At 71.2% G+C, this 16,707-nt stretch carries 5 protein-coding genes; all 5 read right to left on the bottom strand.

The window, feature by feature from the left end; all coding sequences use genetic code 11:
- Positions 1-103: 103 nt before the first annotated feature.
- The 5 genes from NA8_RS01915 to NA8_RS01895 all read right to left on the bottom strand — a co-directional run bounded on the left by NA8_RS01915 (position 104) and on the right by NA8_RS01895 (position 16,684).
- On the bottom strand, positions 104-922 hold the full coding sequence (locus NA8_RS01915; RefSeq protein WP_063048601.1) for an ABC transporter permease: 819 nt from the start codon (positions 920-922) through the stop codon (positions 104-106).
- On the bottom strand, positions 922-1,740 hold the full coding sequence (locus NA8_RS01910) for an ABC-2 transporter permease (protein ID WP_063048600.1): 819 nt from the start codon (positions 1,738-1,740) through the stop codon (positions 922-924). Before NA8_RS01910 ends, NA8_RS01915 begins: the two co-directional genes overlap by 1 nt.
- Positions 1,737-2,723 carry a daunorubicin/doxorubicin resistance ABC transporter ATP-binding protein DrrA gene (locus NA8_RS01905; RefSeq protein WP_062969554.1) on the bottom strand — a complete coding sequence of 329 codons (987 nt, stop codon included), beginning with the start codon at positions 2,721-2,723 and terminating at the stop codon, positions 1,737-1,739. Before NA8_RS01905 ends, NA8_RS01910 begins: the two co-directional genes overlap by 4 nt.
- Positions 2,720-16,024: a non-ribosomal peptide synthetase gene (locus NA8_RS01900; protein WP_063048599.1), complete on the bottom strand. Its 13,305-nt coding sequence runs from the start codon at positions 16,022-16,024 to the stop codon at positions 2,720-2,722. The genes NA8_RS01905 and NA8_RS01900 overlap by 4 nt, the downstream gene beginning before the upstream one ends.
- Positions 16,025-16,222: 198 nt before the next feature.
- Positions 16,223-16,684: an AMP-binding protein gene (locus tag NA8_RS01895; protein WP_063048598.1), complete on the bottom strand. Its 462-nt coding sequence runs from the start codon at positions 16,682-16,684 to the stop codon at positions 16,223-16,225.
- Positions 16,685-16,707: the final 23 nt, after the last annotated feature.

The raw sequence follows: 16,707 nt of genomic DNA, 5'->3' as shown, positions 1-16,707 counted from the left end.
CCCACCGTCTGTCCTTTCGTTCGCCGACATCGTCTTGCACGACGTTAGGAACGGGCGCTCATGTCCGGCTGGGTTCGTGCTGGGAGTTCGCTGTGAGCCGGGGTCAGCGCCTGCTGGCCCGGCGGTAGCCGATGGTCGCGGGCACCGCGAACAGGACGATCGCGCCGATCGACCAGACGACGGTGAGGGTGAGCGGCCGGGCGAGCGGCCCGCCGAAGGCGAGCGCGCGCATGGCGTCGACCCCGACGGACAGGGGTTGGTTGCGCACCACCGGCTGCACCCACTTGGGGAAGGCGGCCAGCGGAACGAAGCCGGTGCTGAAGAACATCATCAGGGATGTGAGGATCGTGATGCCCTCCACCAGCGTCGACTTCGCGGTGAACACGGCGACCGAGGTGACGACGGTGGCGAAGGCCAGGCCGAAGAGCACCGGGACGAACAGGAAGACGATCGCCGCCGCGACGCCCTGGTGGAAGCGGAACCCGAGCACCGAGCCCACCAGCACGACGGCCACAGTGCAGACGAAGATGCGGCAGCCCTCGGCGAGCACCCGCGAGGCCAGGCCGGAGGCGCGGTGTACGGGCAGTACCCAGAAGCGCGCGAGTAGGCCCGCGTCGCGTTCGCGGCCGAGCAGCACGCCCCCGGCCACCGCGCCGGACAGCGCGCCCACCAGGGCGACCATGGGCACCGAGCCGTACAGCGCGCTCTCGCCGGTGAACTTCCGGATCTGCCCGCCGATGACGGTGTTCAGCATGATCAGCAGCAGGCACGGGATGATCAGCGTCTCCAGCAGGGTGACCGGATTGCGTGCCCAGCGCAGCAGCAGGCGCTGGGTCTGGATCAGCGTGTGCGCTATCAGCGCAGACACCGACATTTCCGAGCCGGTCCACGACTCGTGCCTGTGATCGGCCAGCAGTGCCATCACGCCCTCCTCGAGCTCAGCCGCAGCGACAGTGGGACGCAGATGATCAGGATGGCCAGCGCCCACGCCACCGGCGGTCCGAGCAGCGACAAGCTCACCTGGCCCGCGTTGGGTCCGCTGTCACCGGCGAACGCCCGCAGGCCGATGGCCCACTGCGACACCGGCTGGTTGCGCACGAACGGCTGCACCCATGCCGGGAACTGGTCGGCGGGCGCGATGCCGGTGGACAGCATGCCGAAGATCAACGGCGGCAGTACCAGTGCCTGCGCGGTCGCCTCCGGGTTGCGCGAAACGGTGCCGATCACGTCTCCGGCCCAGATCAGCGCGAGCCCGATGAGCAACGAGAACAGCACGAAACCGATCGTGTGCGCGGCGCCGAGGTAGAAGCGGAACCCGATGACGTGGCCGCAGATCAACGCGGTGATCAACGCGATGACCAAGCGGAAGATGTTGCCCGACAGGCGCGCCGCGACCGGCACCAGCGGGCCGATCGGCATCGCGCCGAAACGCCGGTTGAGCCCGGCGACCGAATCGGTGGCGGCGCGGAAGGCTGCCGAGACGGCGGTGAACGCGGCGGCCTGCAAAATCACCAGCGGCATCATGTACTGCGCGTAGCTGCTGAAGCCGGTGCCGATCACGGTCATGATGATCTTCAGCGGAATGTAGAAGCTGGCGGTGAATGTCGCCGGCGCCAGCACCGAGGTGAGCACCTCGCCGCTGCGCACCGAGGGCGTGACCAGCCGGCTGGTCAGCACCCACCACTGTTGCGGCCGCAGCGGCGCCGCACGGGTCTGGCTGAGCCAGGTCGCCGCCGTCACGACACGACCTCCCGCTGCGCGATCTCCGCCGTCGTCGCCAGATGCCCGGTCAACTGGAGGAAGACGTCGTCGAGCGAGGGGCGGCGCAGTGCGACATCCACGAGGTCGACGCCCGCGCTGTCCAGGCGGCGCAGCGCCTCCAGCAGTGTCTTCGCGCCGTCCGGAGCGGGTATGGCGATCCGATCGGAATCGGGACCCAGCGCGTCCCGATTCTCCTGCGGCAGCAGCGGACCCAGGGCCGCGGCGATGGCGGGCAGGTCTCGCAGGTTCAGCGGCACGACCTCGCAGTAGCTGCCGCCGGTGCGCGACTTCAGCTCGTCGGCGGTGCCCTGGGCGATCACCACGCCGTGGTCGATGACGATGATCCGGTCGCTGAGCGCGTCGGCTTCCTCCAGGTACTGGGTGGTGAGCAGGGTGGTGATACCCGCCTTCTTGAAGCCGGAGACCAGATCCCACACGCCTTGCCTGCTGCGCGGATCCAGCCCGGTGGTCGGCTCGTCCAGGAACACCACATCGGGCCGGACGACCAGACCGCAGGCGATGTCGATGCGCCTGCGCATACCGCCGGAGTAGGTGCCCACCCGGCGGCCCGCCGCGCGCTCGAGATCGAACTCGGCCAGCAGTTCGTCCGCGCGGGCGCGCGCGGCCCGCTTGCGCAAGCCCATCAGCCTGCCGAACATCACCAGGTTCTCGTAGCCGCTGAGCATGTCGTCCAGCGCCGCGTACTGCCCGGTCAGCATGATGCTGCGGCGCACCGCCGCGGGATCGTCCACCACGTCGTACCCGGCGACCGTGGCCCGGCCGCGGTCCGGCCGGATCAGTGTCGAGAGGATGTTCACCGTGGTGGTCTTGCCCGCGCCGTTCGGTCCGAGGATGCCGAGCACCTCGCCCGGCTCGGCCGCGAAATCGACTCCCCGCAATGCCTTGACCGCGCCGAAGGATTTCTCGATCCCCTCGACGACGACGCCTTGATCGGAATTCATCCTCGGCCTCCCAGATGTGCATCGAGCACGCGCGCGATGACCGGCAGCACCTGTGGCGCCGTCAGTTCGTCGTGGGTGACCTCGATGTCGTGATTGATGATGTCGCCGGTCACGTACGGCCGCCAGCCGTCGGGACCGAAGATGTCGGAGGTGTCGACGGTCGCGCTGAAGTACACGATGTCGCCGTCGTACACGGGTCGGCGGTATCCGGTTCTGGTCCGGGCGGCGGCGTTGTAGGACCCGGCCATCCGCTCCAGCGTGGCGGCGTCGATCAGCGAGACCCCGCCGAGCCGTTCGCGAATCAGCTCCGCCGCCTGCTGCGCGGTCGCGTCCGCGGGCACGTCGTGGATGCCGAACACCGCGCCGAAGCTGTTCACGAACGAGCCCGCGGTGAGCCGCTCGATGCTGTCGCCATCGATGTCGGCGGTGTCGGCGTCCAGCAGCGCGACCACGCCCACCTCGGCTCCCGCGGCCTTCAGCCGCACCGCCGCCGCGTGGGCGATCAGGCCGCCGAACGACCAGCCGAGCAGGTGGTACGGCCCTTCGGGTTGCAGGGTCCGGATCTCCCGCACGTAGCGATCGGCGAAGTCCTCGATCGAGCGCGCGGGCGGTTCCTGGCCGCCGAGGTCGGGCGCTTGCAGCCCGTAGATCGGGCGGCCGGGCGCGAGCGCGTCGGCGAATCCCAAATAGGTCCACGACATTCCGGACGACGGGTGGATGCAGAACAGCGCGGGTTGCTCGCCGCCGAGCCGGATCGGCAGCACCACGTCCAGACCGAGCCCGCCGGCGGCCGGGACGGCCGGCGCCGCCGTGGCCGCCGCTTCCTCCTCGGCGGCGGTCCGTGCCGCCGGGGTCTGGGCGAAACGAGCCGCCGCGCGCAATGCGCCGATCCACAGATCGGCCAGCTCGGCGACGTCGTCCTGGTCGAGCAGGGTGGACGGGAAGCCGAAACTCGCCCGCAGCCGGTCTCCGATGACGACGGCGTTGACGTCGATCGCCGATTGCAGGGGTACGCCGGGATCCTCGGCCACGTGCACGTCGCCGAGTTCGTCGGTCGGCAGCCAGCCCAGCCCCTCGAGCCCGGCCGGGATATCGCCGGTGGAGTATCGGCCGAGGTAGTTGAAGCCGACCCGCCCCGGCAGGCGTTCCGGGAGCTGCCGCGCGGTCTCGGCGTTGAGATAGCGCAGCAAGCCGAAGCCGATTCCTTTGTCCGGCACCGCCAGCAGTTGGTGTTTGACGGCGCGGATCGCCGCGCCCAGCGCGGGCCCGCCGCCCAGCGCGTCATCGATGTCGATTCCGGCCAGGTCCAAGCGCACCGGGTAGATGCTGGTGAACCAGCCGATGGTGCGGGAGAGGTCGGCGCCGGGCACCACTTCCTCCTGGCGGCCGTGACCTTCCAGGCGCACCAGCGCGGAGGGGTCGCAGGCCCGCCAGCGCACCAGCGCCAGCGCCAAGGTGGCCAGCAGCGCGTCGTTGACGCTGCCCTGGAACAAGCGGGGCAGGGTGGTGAGCAGCGCGGTGGTGACTTCCGCGGACACCTCCCGCTCGACCATGCGCAGTGCGCCGGTCCGGTCGATGGCGGGATCGAGTTCCCGGCCGCCGATCACCGGGTCGGGTGCGGCGAGCACGTCGCGCCAGTAGGCCAGTTCGGCGATCCGCTGCGGTGAGCGCGCCTCGTCGGCCAGCGCGTGGGCCCACCGGCGCATCGAGGTACCGGTCTCCGCGAGCACCGGGGTGTTCCCGGCCGACACCTGTGCCCACGCGGCCACCAGGTCCGGCACCAGGATGCGCCAGGACACGCCGTCGATCGCCAAGTGGTGCGCCAGCACGATCAGCCGGCCGGATCCGGTGCGCGCGCCCGCGTCGCCCACCGGGTCCAGCCAGATGAATTGCAGCACCGTGCCCTCGGCGGGATCGAGCCGGTCGGCGGCGGCGTCCAGCTCGGTCATGGCGAACTCGTGCAGTTCGATCGGGTCGAGGGTGGTGAACTCGATGCGGTGCAGCAATGCGTCCACGTCGACCGACCCCGGCGCGCCGGCCAGCAGGCGCGGCCCGTCCTCGCCGTCGGTCACCAGCCGGACGCGCAGCATGTCGTGCCGGTCCACCGCGGCGGCGAGCACCGCGACGATCTGCGCGCGCTCGATACCCACCGGCAGCTCCAGGACCGCGGTCTGGGCGAAGCGATCGTAGTTCCCGCCGCGCTCCAGCATGTAGTGCGCGATCGGCGGGAGCGGCAGCTCGCCGACACCGCCGCCGGGCAGTTCGTCCAGGGTCACCGCGGTGCCCGCCGCGTCGGCGGCCGCGGCCAATGCCGCCACCGTGCGGTGCTCGAACACCTGCAGCGGGGTGCAGGTGATGCCCTGCTGCTTGGCTCGCGTCACCAGCTGGATCGCGAGGATGCTGTCGCCGCCGAGCGCGAAGAACGAGTCGTCGGCGCCGACTCGCGCCTCCCCGAGCAGTTCGCCGAAGATCGCGGCCAGCTGCTGTTCGGTCGGCGTTTCCGGCGCGCGGTACGCGGTGCGGTCGGCGAGGAACTGCGGTTCCGGCAGTGCCTTGCGGTCCAGCTTGCCGACCGCGTTGAGCGGGATCTCGTCCAGCACGACGAATGCCGTGGGCACCATGTAGCCGGGCAGGATATCGGCGGCGAAGGCGCGCGCCTTCGCCACGTCGAGCTCGTATCCGGGTGTGCGAACCAGGTAGGCGGCCAGCGCGGTCGCGCCGGTGGGGCCGGGCACGCCGAGCGTCACCGCGAAGTCCACGCCCTCGGCCCGGCCGAGCACCGCGTCGATCTCGCCGAGCTCGATGCGCTGTCCGCGCACCTTGACCTGGAAGTCGGTGCGGCCCAAGTACTCCAGTTCCGGGCCCGCGTCGCCGCGGACCCAGCGCACCAGGTCGCCGGTGCGGTACAGCCGCTCACCCGGCGCGCCGAACGGGTCGGCGACGAAGCGAGCGGCGGTCAGGCCCGGCCGCGCGTGGTAGCCGCGTGCCAGCGCCGGTCCGGCGAGATACAGCTCGCCCGCCACGCCGAAGGGGACCGGTCGCAGCCGGTCATCGAGAACCAGCGCTTCCGTGCCCTGCACCGGGGTGCCGATGGACACCGGGGCGCCCACCTCCAACGGCGCCGAACCCGTCGCCCAGATGGTCGATTCGGTGGGGCCGTACAGGTTGACCATGCTGCGCCCGGTCGCCCAGCGGTCGACCAGTTCGGCCCCGACCGCCTCGCCTGCCACCGCGAGCACCCGGACGCTGGTCACCTCGGCGGGATCAAGGGTTGCCAGCGCGGACGGGGTGATCACCAGGTGGGTGACCTGCTCGGCGGCGATCAGCTCGGCCAGCGCGCTGCCGCCGAACACCTCCGGCGGTGCGACCACCGACGCGCCGCCGGAGCCGAACGCCATGATCGCCTCGAACACCGACGCGTCGAAGCTCGGTGACGCCACCTGCAACACCCGGGAGTGTTCGTCCACACCGAGTGAAGCCTGTTGCGCCGCGACGAGATCGGCGATACCGCGGTGGGAGACCGAGACGCCTTTCGGCGTGCCGGTGGAGCCGGAGGTGTAGATCATCCATGCCGCGTTGTCCGGCCGGACGGGTGCGAGCAGTTCGCTTTCGCGCAGTGGGCTGCTGCTCGCGGCGCTCCAGCGTTCGACGACGGCGAGGTCGTCGAGCACCAGCCAATTCGTGCTGTCGGGCAGCATCGGCCGGAACGCGGCCAGGGTCAGGCCCAGTGCCGCGCCGGAGTCGGTGAGCATGTGGTCGATGCGCTCGACCGGGTGCTTCGGATCGACCGGAAGGAACGCCGCGCCCGCCTTCGCCGCGGCCCACATCCCGGTGAGTAGTTCCGCTGAGCGTGGCAGACCGAGCGCGACAACGGTTTCCGTCCCGGCACCCGACTCGAGCAGGACTCGGGCCAGGCGGTTGGCGTGCGCATCGATCTCGGCGTAGGTGGTGATGTGCCCGCCGACCACGAGGGCGACGCGATCCGGGTACCGCCGCGCCGTCTCGCTCAGCAGGTCCGGCAGGGTCACGGCCGCGACGGACGCGGGCCCGCGCACGGGCACCAGTGTGGCGAGTTCGGCCTCGTCGAGGATGTCGATATCGGCGATGCGAACGTCGGGCCGGGAAAGCACCGTCGTGAGCACGCGCCGCCACCGGGCGGCGAAGGCGGCCGTCGTCGCCTCGTCGAACAGATCGGTGGCGTAGGTCAGCACGGCGTCGATGCCCGCCGGACCGCTGTCGGCGAAGCGCTCGCGCAGATCCAGGGTCAGGTCGAACTGGGAGGCGTCGCGCTCGAAGTCCTCGACCTCGAACCGCAGGCCGGGCAGTTCCAGCACCGGTTCGACGAAGTTCTGCATCGACAGCGAGATTTGGAACAACGGGTGGTGCGCGGTCGATCGCGCCGGATCCAGCACTTGGACCAGCCGCTCGAACGGCACATCCGCGTTGGCGAAGGCGTCGAGGTCCGCGGACCGCACGGTGTCCAGGAACGCCGCGAAGCCCGCTGCCGGATCGACCGGGGTGCGCAGCGCGAGAGTGTTGACGAACATGCCGACGAGCTGGTCGAGCGCCTCCTCGCCGCGTCCGGCGACCGGGGTGCCGATCAGCACGTCGTCGGTGCCGCCGAGGCGGGCGAGCAGGACCGCGAGCGCGGCGTGCACGACCATGAACGGGCTGACGCCGTGCGCGGCGGCGAAATCCACCAGCGCCCGGTGCGTCTCGCCGTCGACGGTGAAGCCGAAGTCGGCGCTGTGCATGGTCTGTACCGCCGGGCGCGGCCGGTCGGCGGGCAGTTCCAGCACATCGGGCGCGCCCGCCAAGCTCTCACGCCAGAAGCCGATCTGCTGGGCCGCCAGCGATTCCGGGTCCGTTTCGTCGCCGAGCACCTCGCGATGCCAGAGTGCGAAATCGGCGTATTGCACCGGCAGCGGGACGCGGGTGGCCTGCCCGCCGCAGGCTCGCTCGGAGTAGGCGGCGACCAGGTCGGCGGCCAGCGGTGCCATCGACGCGCCGTCCGCGCTGATGTGGTGCACCACCAGCACGACGACGTGCACCGGCGGCGTGGCGGCCGAGATCTCCTCGGGGCCCGCGGTATAGCTCGACGTCACCGGCGCGGTCCCGGCTACGGGCCCGGACGAGACCGGCGCTTCGCCCACCGCAGGAGCCGACGACACCGGTGCCGCACTCGCGGCGGGCTCGGCGCCCCCGTGGACGCGGAACAGGCCCACCCGCAACGGCGGCTGGGCGGCGAGATCGAAGCCGGTTCCCGCCAGCTCGGTGATCCGTCCGCGCAGTGCGGCGCCGTCCTCGGTGTCGACCACCGGCATGGCGGGCACGGCCACGTCCGCACCCACCACCACCTGACGCGGCCCCTCCGCATCCGCCGGGTACAGCGTGCGCAGGCTCTCGTGCCGGTCGACCACGTCGACGAGCGCGGCGCGCAGCGCCTCGACGTCCAGATCGCCGGTGAGCCGCAGCGCCACCGCGATGTTGTAGGCGGGTGAGGCCGGATCCATCCGGTTGAGCACCCACATCCGCTGCTGCGCGGGGGACAGCGGAACCCGATCCGGCCGGATGCGTGGTGCGAGGGCGAACCGGCCGTGCGCCCCGCCGGTGGCGGGTACAACCCGGGCGGACAGCTGGGCCACGGTCGGCGCGTCGAACAGATCGCGCAGCGCGACCCGCGACCCGAGCGCCGCGTTCACCCGCGCCACCACCTTCGTCGCGCTCAGCGAGTTGCCGCCGAGCTCGAAGAACGACTGGTCCACGCCGACGCGCTCGCGATCGAGCACCTCGCCGAACACCGCGGCCACCGCCTCCTCGACCGGCGTGCTGGGCGCGAGGTAGGGCCGGTGGCTCTCCGCGAAGTCCGGCACCGGAAGGGCTTTGCGATCGAGTTTGCCGACCGGGGTGAGCGGAATCGAGTCCAGCACGACGAGGTAGCCCGGCACCATGTACCCGGGCAGCTCGGCGGCCACCCGCGCGCGCAGCCGCTCGACGTCCAGTCGCACGCCTTCGGCGGGCAGTACGTAGGAGACCAGCACGGTGGTCCCGGCCGGGCCAGTGCGCCCGATGGTCACCGCGTACTCGACCTCGTCGTCGCGGGAGAGCACCGCGTCGATCTCGCCCAGCTCGATGCGCAGGCCACGGATCTTGACCTGGAAGTCGCTGCGGCCCAGATATTCCAGCTCGTAACCGCCGTCGTCCTCGACCCAGCGCACCATGTCACCGGTGCGGTACATCCGCTCGCCGGGTTCGCCGAAGGGGTCGGCGACGAACCTGCTCGCGGTCATCTCGAACCGGTTGAAGTAGCCACGCGCCAGCGCCGGGCCCGCCAGGTACAGCTCACCGGGCACCCCCACCGGCACCGGACGCAGCCAGGCGTCCAGCACCACGGTGGCGGCGCCGCGGATGGGTCCGCCGATCGTGATCGGCTCGCCGGTGCGGAGTTCGCCGGGCCCGGTGGCCCAGATGCTGAACTCGGTGGGGCCGTACAGGTTCACCATGCGCCTGCCCGGTGACCACCGCTCGATCAGCTCCGGCGTCGCCGCCTCGCCCGCGACCGCGAGCACGCGCAGGTGTTCCAGGCCGGTGGGTTCCATGGTGGCCAGCGCCGAGGGCGTGATCACCGCGTGGGTGACGCGCTGGGCGCGCAGCAGGGTTTCCAGTTCCGTCCCGCCGTAGACGTCCGGCGGCGACACCACCAGCCTGCCGCCCGCGCCGTGGGCGATGAGCAGCTCGAACACCGAGGCGTCGAAGCTGGGTGAGGCCACCTGGAGCACGCTGGCGGTGGGCGCCAGCTCAAGCGTCTCCCGTTGCGCGGCAACGAGATTCGCGATTCCACGGTGGCTGAGCAGCACCGCTTTCGGCTTGCCGGTGGAGCCGGAGGTGTAGATCAGGTACGCCGTCTGGTCCAGATCGATCGGCCCGCCGCGCTCCTCGTCGGTGATCGGCGCTTCGGAAACCGTCATCACCCGCCGGATGGTGTTGAGGTCGTCGAGCAGCAACCAGTCGATCGTGCCGGGCAGCGTCTCGCCGGTGGCGGTGACCGTCACGCCGATCGGGGCCTTGGAGTCGCTGAGCATGTGCTCGATGCGTTCCACCGGGTAGTTCGGGTCCAGCGGCGCGAAGGCCGCGCCGGTCTTGGCCAGCGCCCACACGGCGATCACCGATTCCAGCGAGCGGGTCAGCGCCAGCACGACGAACACCTCGCGCCCGACGCCGCGGCGCAGTAGCACCCGGGCGTAGCGGTTGGACCACGCGTCGAGCTCGCCGTAGGACATGGTGAGCTCACCGGCGGTGATCGCGATCGCGTCCGGATCGATCCTCGCGCCCGCGCTGAGCAGTTCGGGCAGCGTGGCCTGCGGCACCGACTCCGGGCCGCGCACCGGCACCAGCGCGGCGCGCTCGGCGTCGTCGCAGTACTGCAGCTGGGAGACCAGCGCGCGCGGGTTGTCCCCGAGCTGGGTCAGCAGCCGGACGAAGCGATCCAGCAGCGGACGCGCCTCCTGCTCCGGAAGCTGGCCGGCCATGTACTTCAGCGTGATCCGCAGCGTGTCGCGGCCGTCGTCGCCGCGCAGCGGGATCACCATCAGATTCAGCGGATACGGCGTCGCGTCGGTGCCTTCCACGTCGAGCACCCGCATGCCCGCGATGTCCAGCGCCTGCGACAGCGCTTCGCGATCGATGGGGTAGGACTCGAACACGGTGAGCGTGTCGAACAATTCGGCCAAGCCCACCGCCTGATGGATGGCGGCGAGTCCGACGTGCTGATGGTCCATCAGGCGCGCTTGCTCGGACTGCACGCGTGCGAGCAGGTCGGCCACCTTCTCTGCCGGATCGAGCCGCACCCGCACCGGCAGCGTGTTGATGAACAGGCCGACCATTTCCTCGACCCCGGCCAGTTCCGGTGGACGCCCCGAGACGGTGCCGCCGAACACCACGTCGGTGCGGCCGGTGAGCATGGCCAGCAGCATCGCCCACGCGGCCTGCACCAGGGTGTTCACCGTCGCGCCCGCCTCCCGGCCCGCGGTCTCCAGCCGGGCCACGGTGTCGCGGGACAGGTCGACGGAGATCATTCCGGTTTCGGTCGATTCGATCCCGGCGAGGGTGGGCACCGCGCGGGTCGGCGTGTCGATGCCGGCCAGCGAATCGGTCCACGCCGCGAGGGATGCGGCGTCGTCCCTGGTCGCCAGCCAGGTGAGGAACTCGCGGTAGGAGTGCGCGGGTGGCAGGGCCGCGGTGTCACCGTCGGTGACGTAGAGGGTGAGCAGTTCGCGCACGAGCAGCGGCGTCGACCAGCCGTCGAGCACCAAGTGGTGGTTGGTGAGCACGAAACGGTAGGTGTCGGGGGCGATTCGGATGAGTGTGCAGCGCAGCAGCGGGGGACGGGTGAGTTCGAACCGGGTGCGGGCGTCCAGCGCGACCAACCTGTCGAGTTCGCCGGCGCGTTCCTCCGCGTCGGCGATGCCGGTGAGATCCACTTCCCGCCAGTCGATCTCGGCGTCGGCCAGGACGAGCTGACGGGGGCCGTCCTCGGTCTCGGCGAAGGCGACGCGCAGGTTCTCGTGTCGGGTCACCAAAGCCTGTGCGGCGCGGCGCAACCGGGCCCCGTCGACGGTGCCCGCGAGGGTGAGCAGCGACTGCACCGTGTAGCCGTCGGCGGTGTCGGAGTCGTACAACGCGTGGAACAGCAGCCCGTACTGCAGCGGCGAGAGCGGCCACACGTCGGCGAGGTCGGGGTAGTCGCGCTCCCAGGCGTCGATCTGCGCCTGGGTGACGGCGACCAGGTCGAAGTCCGACGGCGTGCGTCCGCCCGCGCTTGCGGATCCGGCGTGCCCGGCCAGCGCGCCGAGCGCTTGCCCCCACAGCGCGGCGAGTTCGCCGAGATCCGCCTCGTCGAAAAGTCGTCCGGCGTAGGCCCAGGTCACCTCGAGGCCGGCGTCGGTGAGCACGGCGTTGATGTCCACCGCGGCGGCCAGCGGCGCGCGGTCGTCCTGGGTGGCGGCGAACCGGCGCGGCAGCCACGCCTGGGCCTCCCCGCCGGTGGACGCGCGGCCGAGGTAGTTGAAGCTGATCTGCGGGGTGGGCGCGTCCGCGAGCGCCGCCGCGGTCTCCGGGACCAGATAGCGCAACATGCCGTACCCGATGCCCTTGTCCGGCAGGGTGCGCAGCTGTTCCTTGGTCGCCTTGATCGCGGCGCCCGCCGCGGCCCCGCCCGCGAACGCATCCGCCACATCGATGCCGGTCAGGTCGATCGCGGCGGGGTAGATGCTGGTGAACCAGCCCACCGTGCGCGCGACGTCCGCGCCCGGCACAACGGTCTCCGAGCGGCCGTGACCCTCCAGGGTGAACAGCGTGGAGGTACGTCCGCGCCACCGCGCGAGCGCCAACGCGAGTCCGGCCAGCAGCACGTCGTCGGCGCCGCAGTGGAACCGGTCCGGCGCGGTGCTGAGCACCGTGTCCGCGACATCCGGCGGCACGACGGTGGACAGATGCGCCACGGTGCTCACCACATCGAGGGCCGGGTCCATCGGCGCCGACCCGAGCGCGGGGTCGGGCGTGGCCAGAACGCGTTGCCACAGCGGCAACTCGCCCGCGCGGGTAACCGCGTGCTCGCGCTGTCCGTGCGCCCAGCGCCGGAAGGAGGTGCCGACCGGCGCGAGCTCGCCGCCCAGCGCGGCGGTGGCCAGATCCGGCAGCAGGATGCGCCAGGAGACGCCGTCGGTGACCAGATGATGCAGCACCAGCCACAGCAGCGGCGCCGCGCCTGAGCGGTCGATCCACACGAAACGCGCGACCACGCCCGCCTCCGGGTCGAGGTGGTCGGCGGCGCGCTGCAACGCATGCTCGCAGGTTGCCTCCGCGTCCGCGCCCGCGGTCACGACCTCCAGCAGGGCGCCCGCGTTCACCGCACCGGCTTCGGCGACCACCCAGCTCCACCCGTCACCGGTGCGGCGCAGCGTCGAACGCAACAGGTCGTGCCGGTCGAGCAGTGCTTGCAGCGCCGTGACGAGACCGGCGTGCTCGATACCGGGGGGCAGCTCGATCAGCACCGCCTGGGCGAAGCGCCGCCAGGTGTCACCGTCCTCGAGCATCGCGTGCACGATCGGCGTGAGCTCCACCTCGCCCACCCCGCCGCCGGGCAGTTCATGCACCACCGCGCTCGGGACTTCGGTGGCCACCGCGGCCAGCGCCGCGACGGTCTTGCGTTCGAAGACATCTCGCGCGCCGAATCCGAGTCCGGCCGCCTTCGCCCGCGACACCAGCTGGATCGAGACGATGCTGTCGCCGCCCAGCGCGAAGAAGCTCTCGTCGACACCCACCGATTCCAGGCCGAGCACCTCCGCGAACAGTGCGGCGAGCGTCTCCTCCCTCGGCGTGGACGGCGGCCTGCTCGTCGTCGTGCGCGCGCCGAATTCCGGTGCGGGCAGCGCCTTGCGGTCCACCTTGCCCAGCGGCGTGAGCGGCAGTTCGTCGAGCACCATGACCACGGCGGGAACCATGTAGGCCGGAAGCGATTCCCCGGCGGCGGCTTTCAACGCCTCGGGATGCAGCTGCGCTCCCGGCTTCGGCAGCACATACGACACCAGCGCGGTGGCGCCCGAACCGGTTTCGACGCCGAGGGTGAGCGCGAAGTCGACGTCGGGATGCCGCTGCAGGGCGGCGTCGATCTCGCCGAGTTCGATGCGGAACCCGCGCACCTTCACTTGGAAGTCGCTGCGTCCCTGGTACTCCAGTTCGACGCGCCCGTCGTTGTATACCCAGCGCACGAGGTCGCCGGTGCGGTACATGCGCTCGCCGATCGCGTACGGATTCGCGACGAAACGATCGGCGGTCAGCCCGTTGCGCCGGTGGTAGCCGCGGGCCACACGGGGGCCGGCGAGGTAGAGCTCACCGGTGGTGCCCGGCGGCAGTGGACGCAGCCACGGGTCGAGGACCACGGCCGCTACGCCGCGGGCCAGACCGCCGATGGTGACGGGGCCGTCCGGCGTCAGCGGGGCGCTGAGCGTCACGGTGATGGTGGTCTCGGTGGGGCCGTAGCCGTTCAGCAGAGTCCGGCCCGACCATTTCGTGACGAGTTCGGGCGGGCAGGCGTCACCGCCGACGATCACGGTGCGCAGATCGGGCAGGGTCGCCGGTTCGAGCGATCCCACGACGGCCGGGGTCACGTTGAGGTGGGTGACGCGGTGGGCGCGCAGCACCCGGGCCAGCTCCTCGCCCGCGTACGCCGCGGGCGGCACCACGGCCAGCGTCGCGCCCGCGGCGAGCGTGACCAGGATTTCCTCGACCGAGATGTCGAAACTCGGCGATACGGCATGGGCGACAACGGAACTCGCGTCGACGCCGAATCCGGCGCCGGAACTCGCCACCAGGTCGGCCAGCCCTCGGTGCGGCACGGCCACGCCCTTGGGGAGTCCGGTGGAGCCGGAGGTGTAGATGATGTAGGTGACCTGGTCCGGGTGCACCGCGGTGATCCGCTCGGCGTCGGTCAGCGGCGCCGCGTCCCGCTCGGCCAGTTTCCGCTCGGTGTTCTCCTCATCGAGGATCAGCCAGGACACCCTGCCCGGCAACGCCTTTCGGGCAGATGTGATCGTGATTCCCGCGACGACTCCGCTGTCGCCGACCATGTGCTCGATCCGGTCGGCCGGATAGGTCGGATCGATCGGCACGAACGCCGCGCCGGTCTTGACCACCGCGATCGTCGCCAGGACCGACCGGAGGGACCGCGGGATCGAGATCGCCACCGTGCGCTCGGGTCCGGCGCCCGCGGCGATCAGCACCCGGGCCAGCCGGTTGGTGTAGTCGTCCACCTGCCGGTAGGTCAGCGCGGTCTCGTCTTCCACGAGCGCGGTCGCCAGCGGGTCACGGGCCGCGCCCTCGGCGAGGATGCTCGGCAGCGTCCGTGCCCTCTCGCCCAGCGGCCCGCGGGCGGGAGCGAAGTCGGTGCGCTCGTCGTCCGACAGCACCGACACCCCGGTCAGCGGCGCGTCCGGCCCCGCGGCCAGGAAGCGGTGCAGGAACGACAGGAAACGGCGATGCTGCCCGGTCAGCTCGGCGTCGGAGTAGAGGTTGCCGTTGGCCTGGAAGTCGATATGCGTGCTCTCGCCGCCGACGCCCGGATACAGGTTGACGAACAGATCATCGATCAATCCGGAGGTCAGCACGTGCAGCCGTCCGGTGACCGGGCCGAGCTGGATCCTGGTATCGACCATCATCAGGTTCACCGTGGGGCCGAACGACCCGGCCTCGTCCATCGGCCAGCCCAGATCCCGGAAGATATCCTCCTGCCGGTAGCGCTGGCGTCGCAGCGCCCCGGTCAGCTCACCCTGGGCCGCCCGGATCACGTCGCCGACCGTGGTGGCCGGCGTCAGCCGCAGCCGCAGGGGGACGACATTGGCGATCATGCCGCCGGAACGGCGCAGCGTCGCGGTGGTGCGCGCGGAGACCGGCAGGCTCAGCACGACCTCCGGCGAGCCGGTCATCGCGGACAGGTACGCGCCGAACGCGGCAACCACGGTCGGCGCGACACCGGAGGAGAGCTGCTCGGCGACGGCGTCCAGCAGTCGCGCGGTCTCGGCGGGCAGCGCGCCCGCGACCCGGCTCGGATGCCCGTCCACGCCCGCGGTGCGCCCGGCCAGGCTCACCGGATCTGCCATCCCGTCCAGATGCGCCAGCCAGTGCTCCCGATCCGTGGCGAACCGCTCCGAGCTGCGGTAGGCCAGATCGGCCTCGACGATCTTGCGCAGGTCCTCGGCCTTCGCCGGTGGCGCTTCGCGGCCCTCCACGGCGGCGTTGTACAGCTCGCCGGTGCGCTGCACCATGGTCAGCGCGCCCATGCCGTCGAGCACGATGTGGTGGATGCGCGAGTACCAGAACCAGCGCTGCGCGCCGACGCGCAACATCGCGATCCGCACCAGCCGGTCGCGGGTCAACTCCAGCGGTGCCTCGTACTCCGCGCGCATCCACGCGCGCGCGGCCGCCTCCGGATCGGGCTCGGAGCGGAAGTCGAGCGTTTCCAAGCTGTCGTCGAGGGTGGTGTCGACGAACTGGAACGGATGCCCCTCCACTTCGATCAGACGGAGGTAGCCGGTGCCGAACTCGCGCCCGGCCTGCCGCGCCGAGCGCGCCAGCAGGTCGAGATCGATCGGTCCGTTCAGTTCGACGAACTGGGCGATGGAGATCGGAGTGTCACCGGCGACATGCTGGGCGAACCAGATGCCGCGCTGGGCCGCCGACAGGGCGAAGGCCCCGTCGGGGAGCGCTGTGTCCGAATCTTTCACCGAAAGGGAAGGCTGTTTCATGACGTGTCCTACGTTCTGACCGTGGTCGGGCTACCCGGCGAGGACCGCCCGCAGCCACCGCGGTAGCGGTAGTACCTGCCGCCGCACAGCACGCGGCACCTCAATTCTGAACCGGCGTGGTCGGCGCTGCGGGGGTATTGCGCACACTGCGCGACCCGAACATCGCTGTTCGGGTCGCGTTCGGAGGGGTATGCCCGCTCAGGCGGCGGCCGGCAGAAGATCCAGGTCGGCCGCGCGCAGCGGTGCGGCGGAACTGGTCAGGTAGCGCTGCAGGGTGGAGCGTTCGTCCAGCACCAGCCAGGTGATCCGGTCCGCGCGCTCGGGCTGCTGGTCCTTCGTGGTGATGCCCACCGGGGTGCCGAGCGCGTAGGAGCCGTCATCGGTGACCGGGACGGTGACGGCGCCGATCTTGGTGGCGGCTCGCTCGGCCACCACGGACTCGATCGGCTGGTCGATCGCCACCGCGATACGGGTGCCCGGTCCCGCGCCGATGCGCAGCAGCAGCCGGGCCAGGCGGTTGGACCAGCGATCGAGCTCGGCGTAGGTGAGGTTGCAATCGGCGGTGGACACCACGACCGCCTGCGGGTCGACCTCGGCGACGGGCTGTGCGATCGGCAGGGCGTACAGGTTGTCGGCGAGCGAATCGGTCAGCGTGTGCATGTCGTGTCCTCGAGAGTCGATTG

The organism is Nocardia arthritidis NBRC 100137 (assembly GCF_001612765.1).
GTDB classification, from domain to species: domain Bacteria; phylum Actinomycetota; class Actinomycetes; order Mycobacteriales; family Mycobacteriaceae; genus Nocardia; species Nocardia arthritidis.
Note: the sequence above shows the minus strand (reverse complement) of the source record. Positions and strands in the feature narration are given on the sequence as shown.

Excerpts from the sequence above, each read along its gene's own strand:
- NA8_RS01900 (WP_063048599.1), bottom strand. The coding sequence starts at position 16,024 with ATGAAACAGCCTTCCCTTTCGGTGAAAGATTCGGACACAGCGCTCCCC.
- NA8_RS01915 (WP_063048601.1), bottom strand. The coding sequence starts at position 922 with ATGGCACTGCTGGCCGATCACAGGCACGAGTCGTGGACCGGCTCGGAA.
- NA8_RS01905 (WP_062969554.1), bottom strand. The coding sequence starts at position 2,723 with ATGAATTCCGATCAAGGCGTCGTCGTCGAGGGGATCGAGAAATCCTTC.
- NA8_RS01895 (WP_063048598.1), bottom strand. The coding sequence starts at position 16,684 with ATGCACACGCTGACCGATTCGCTCGCCGACAACCTGTACGCCCTGCCG.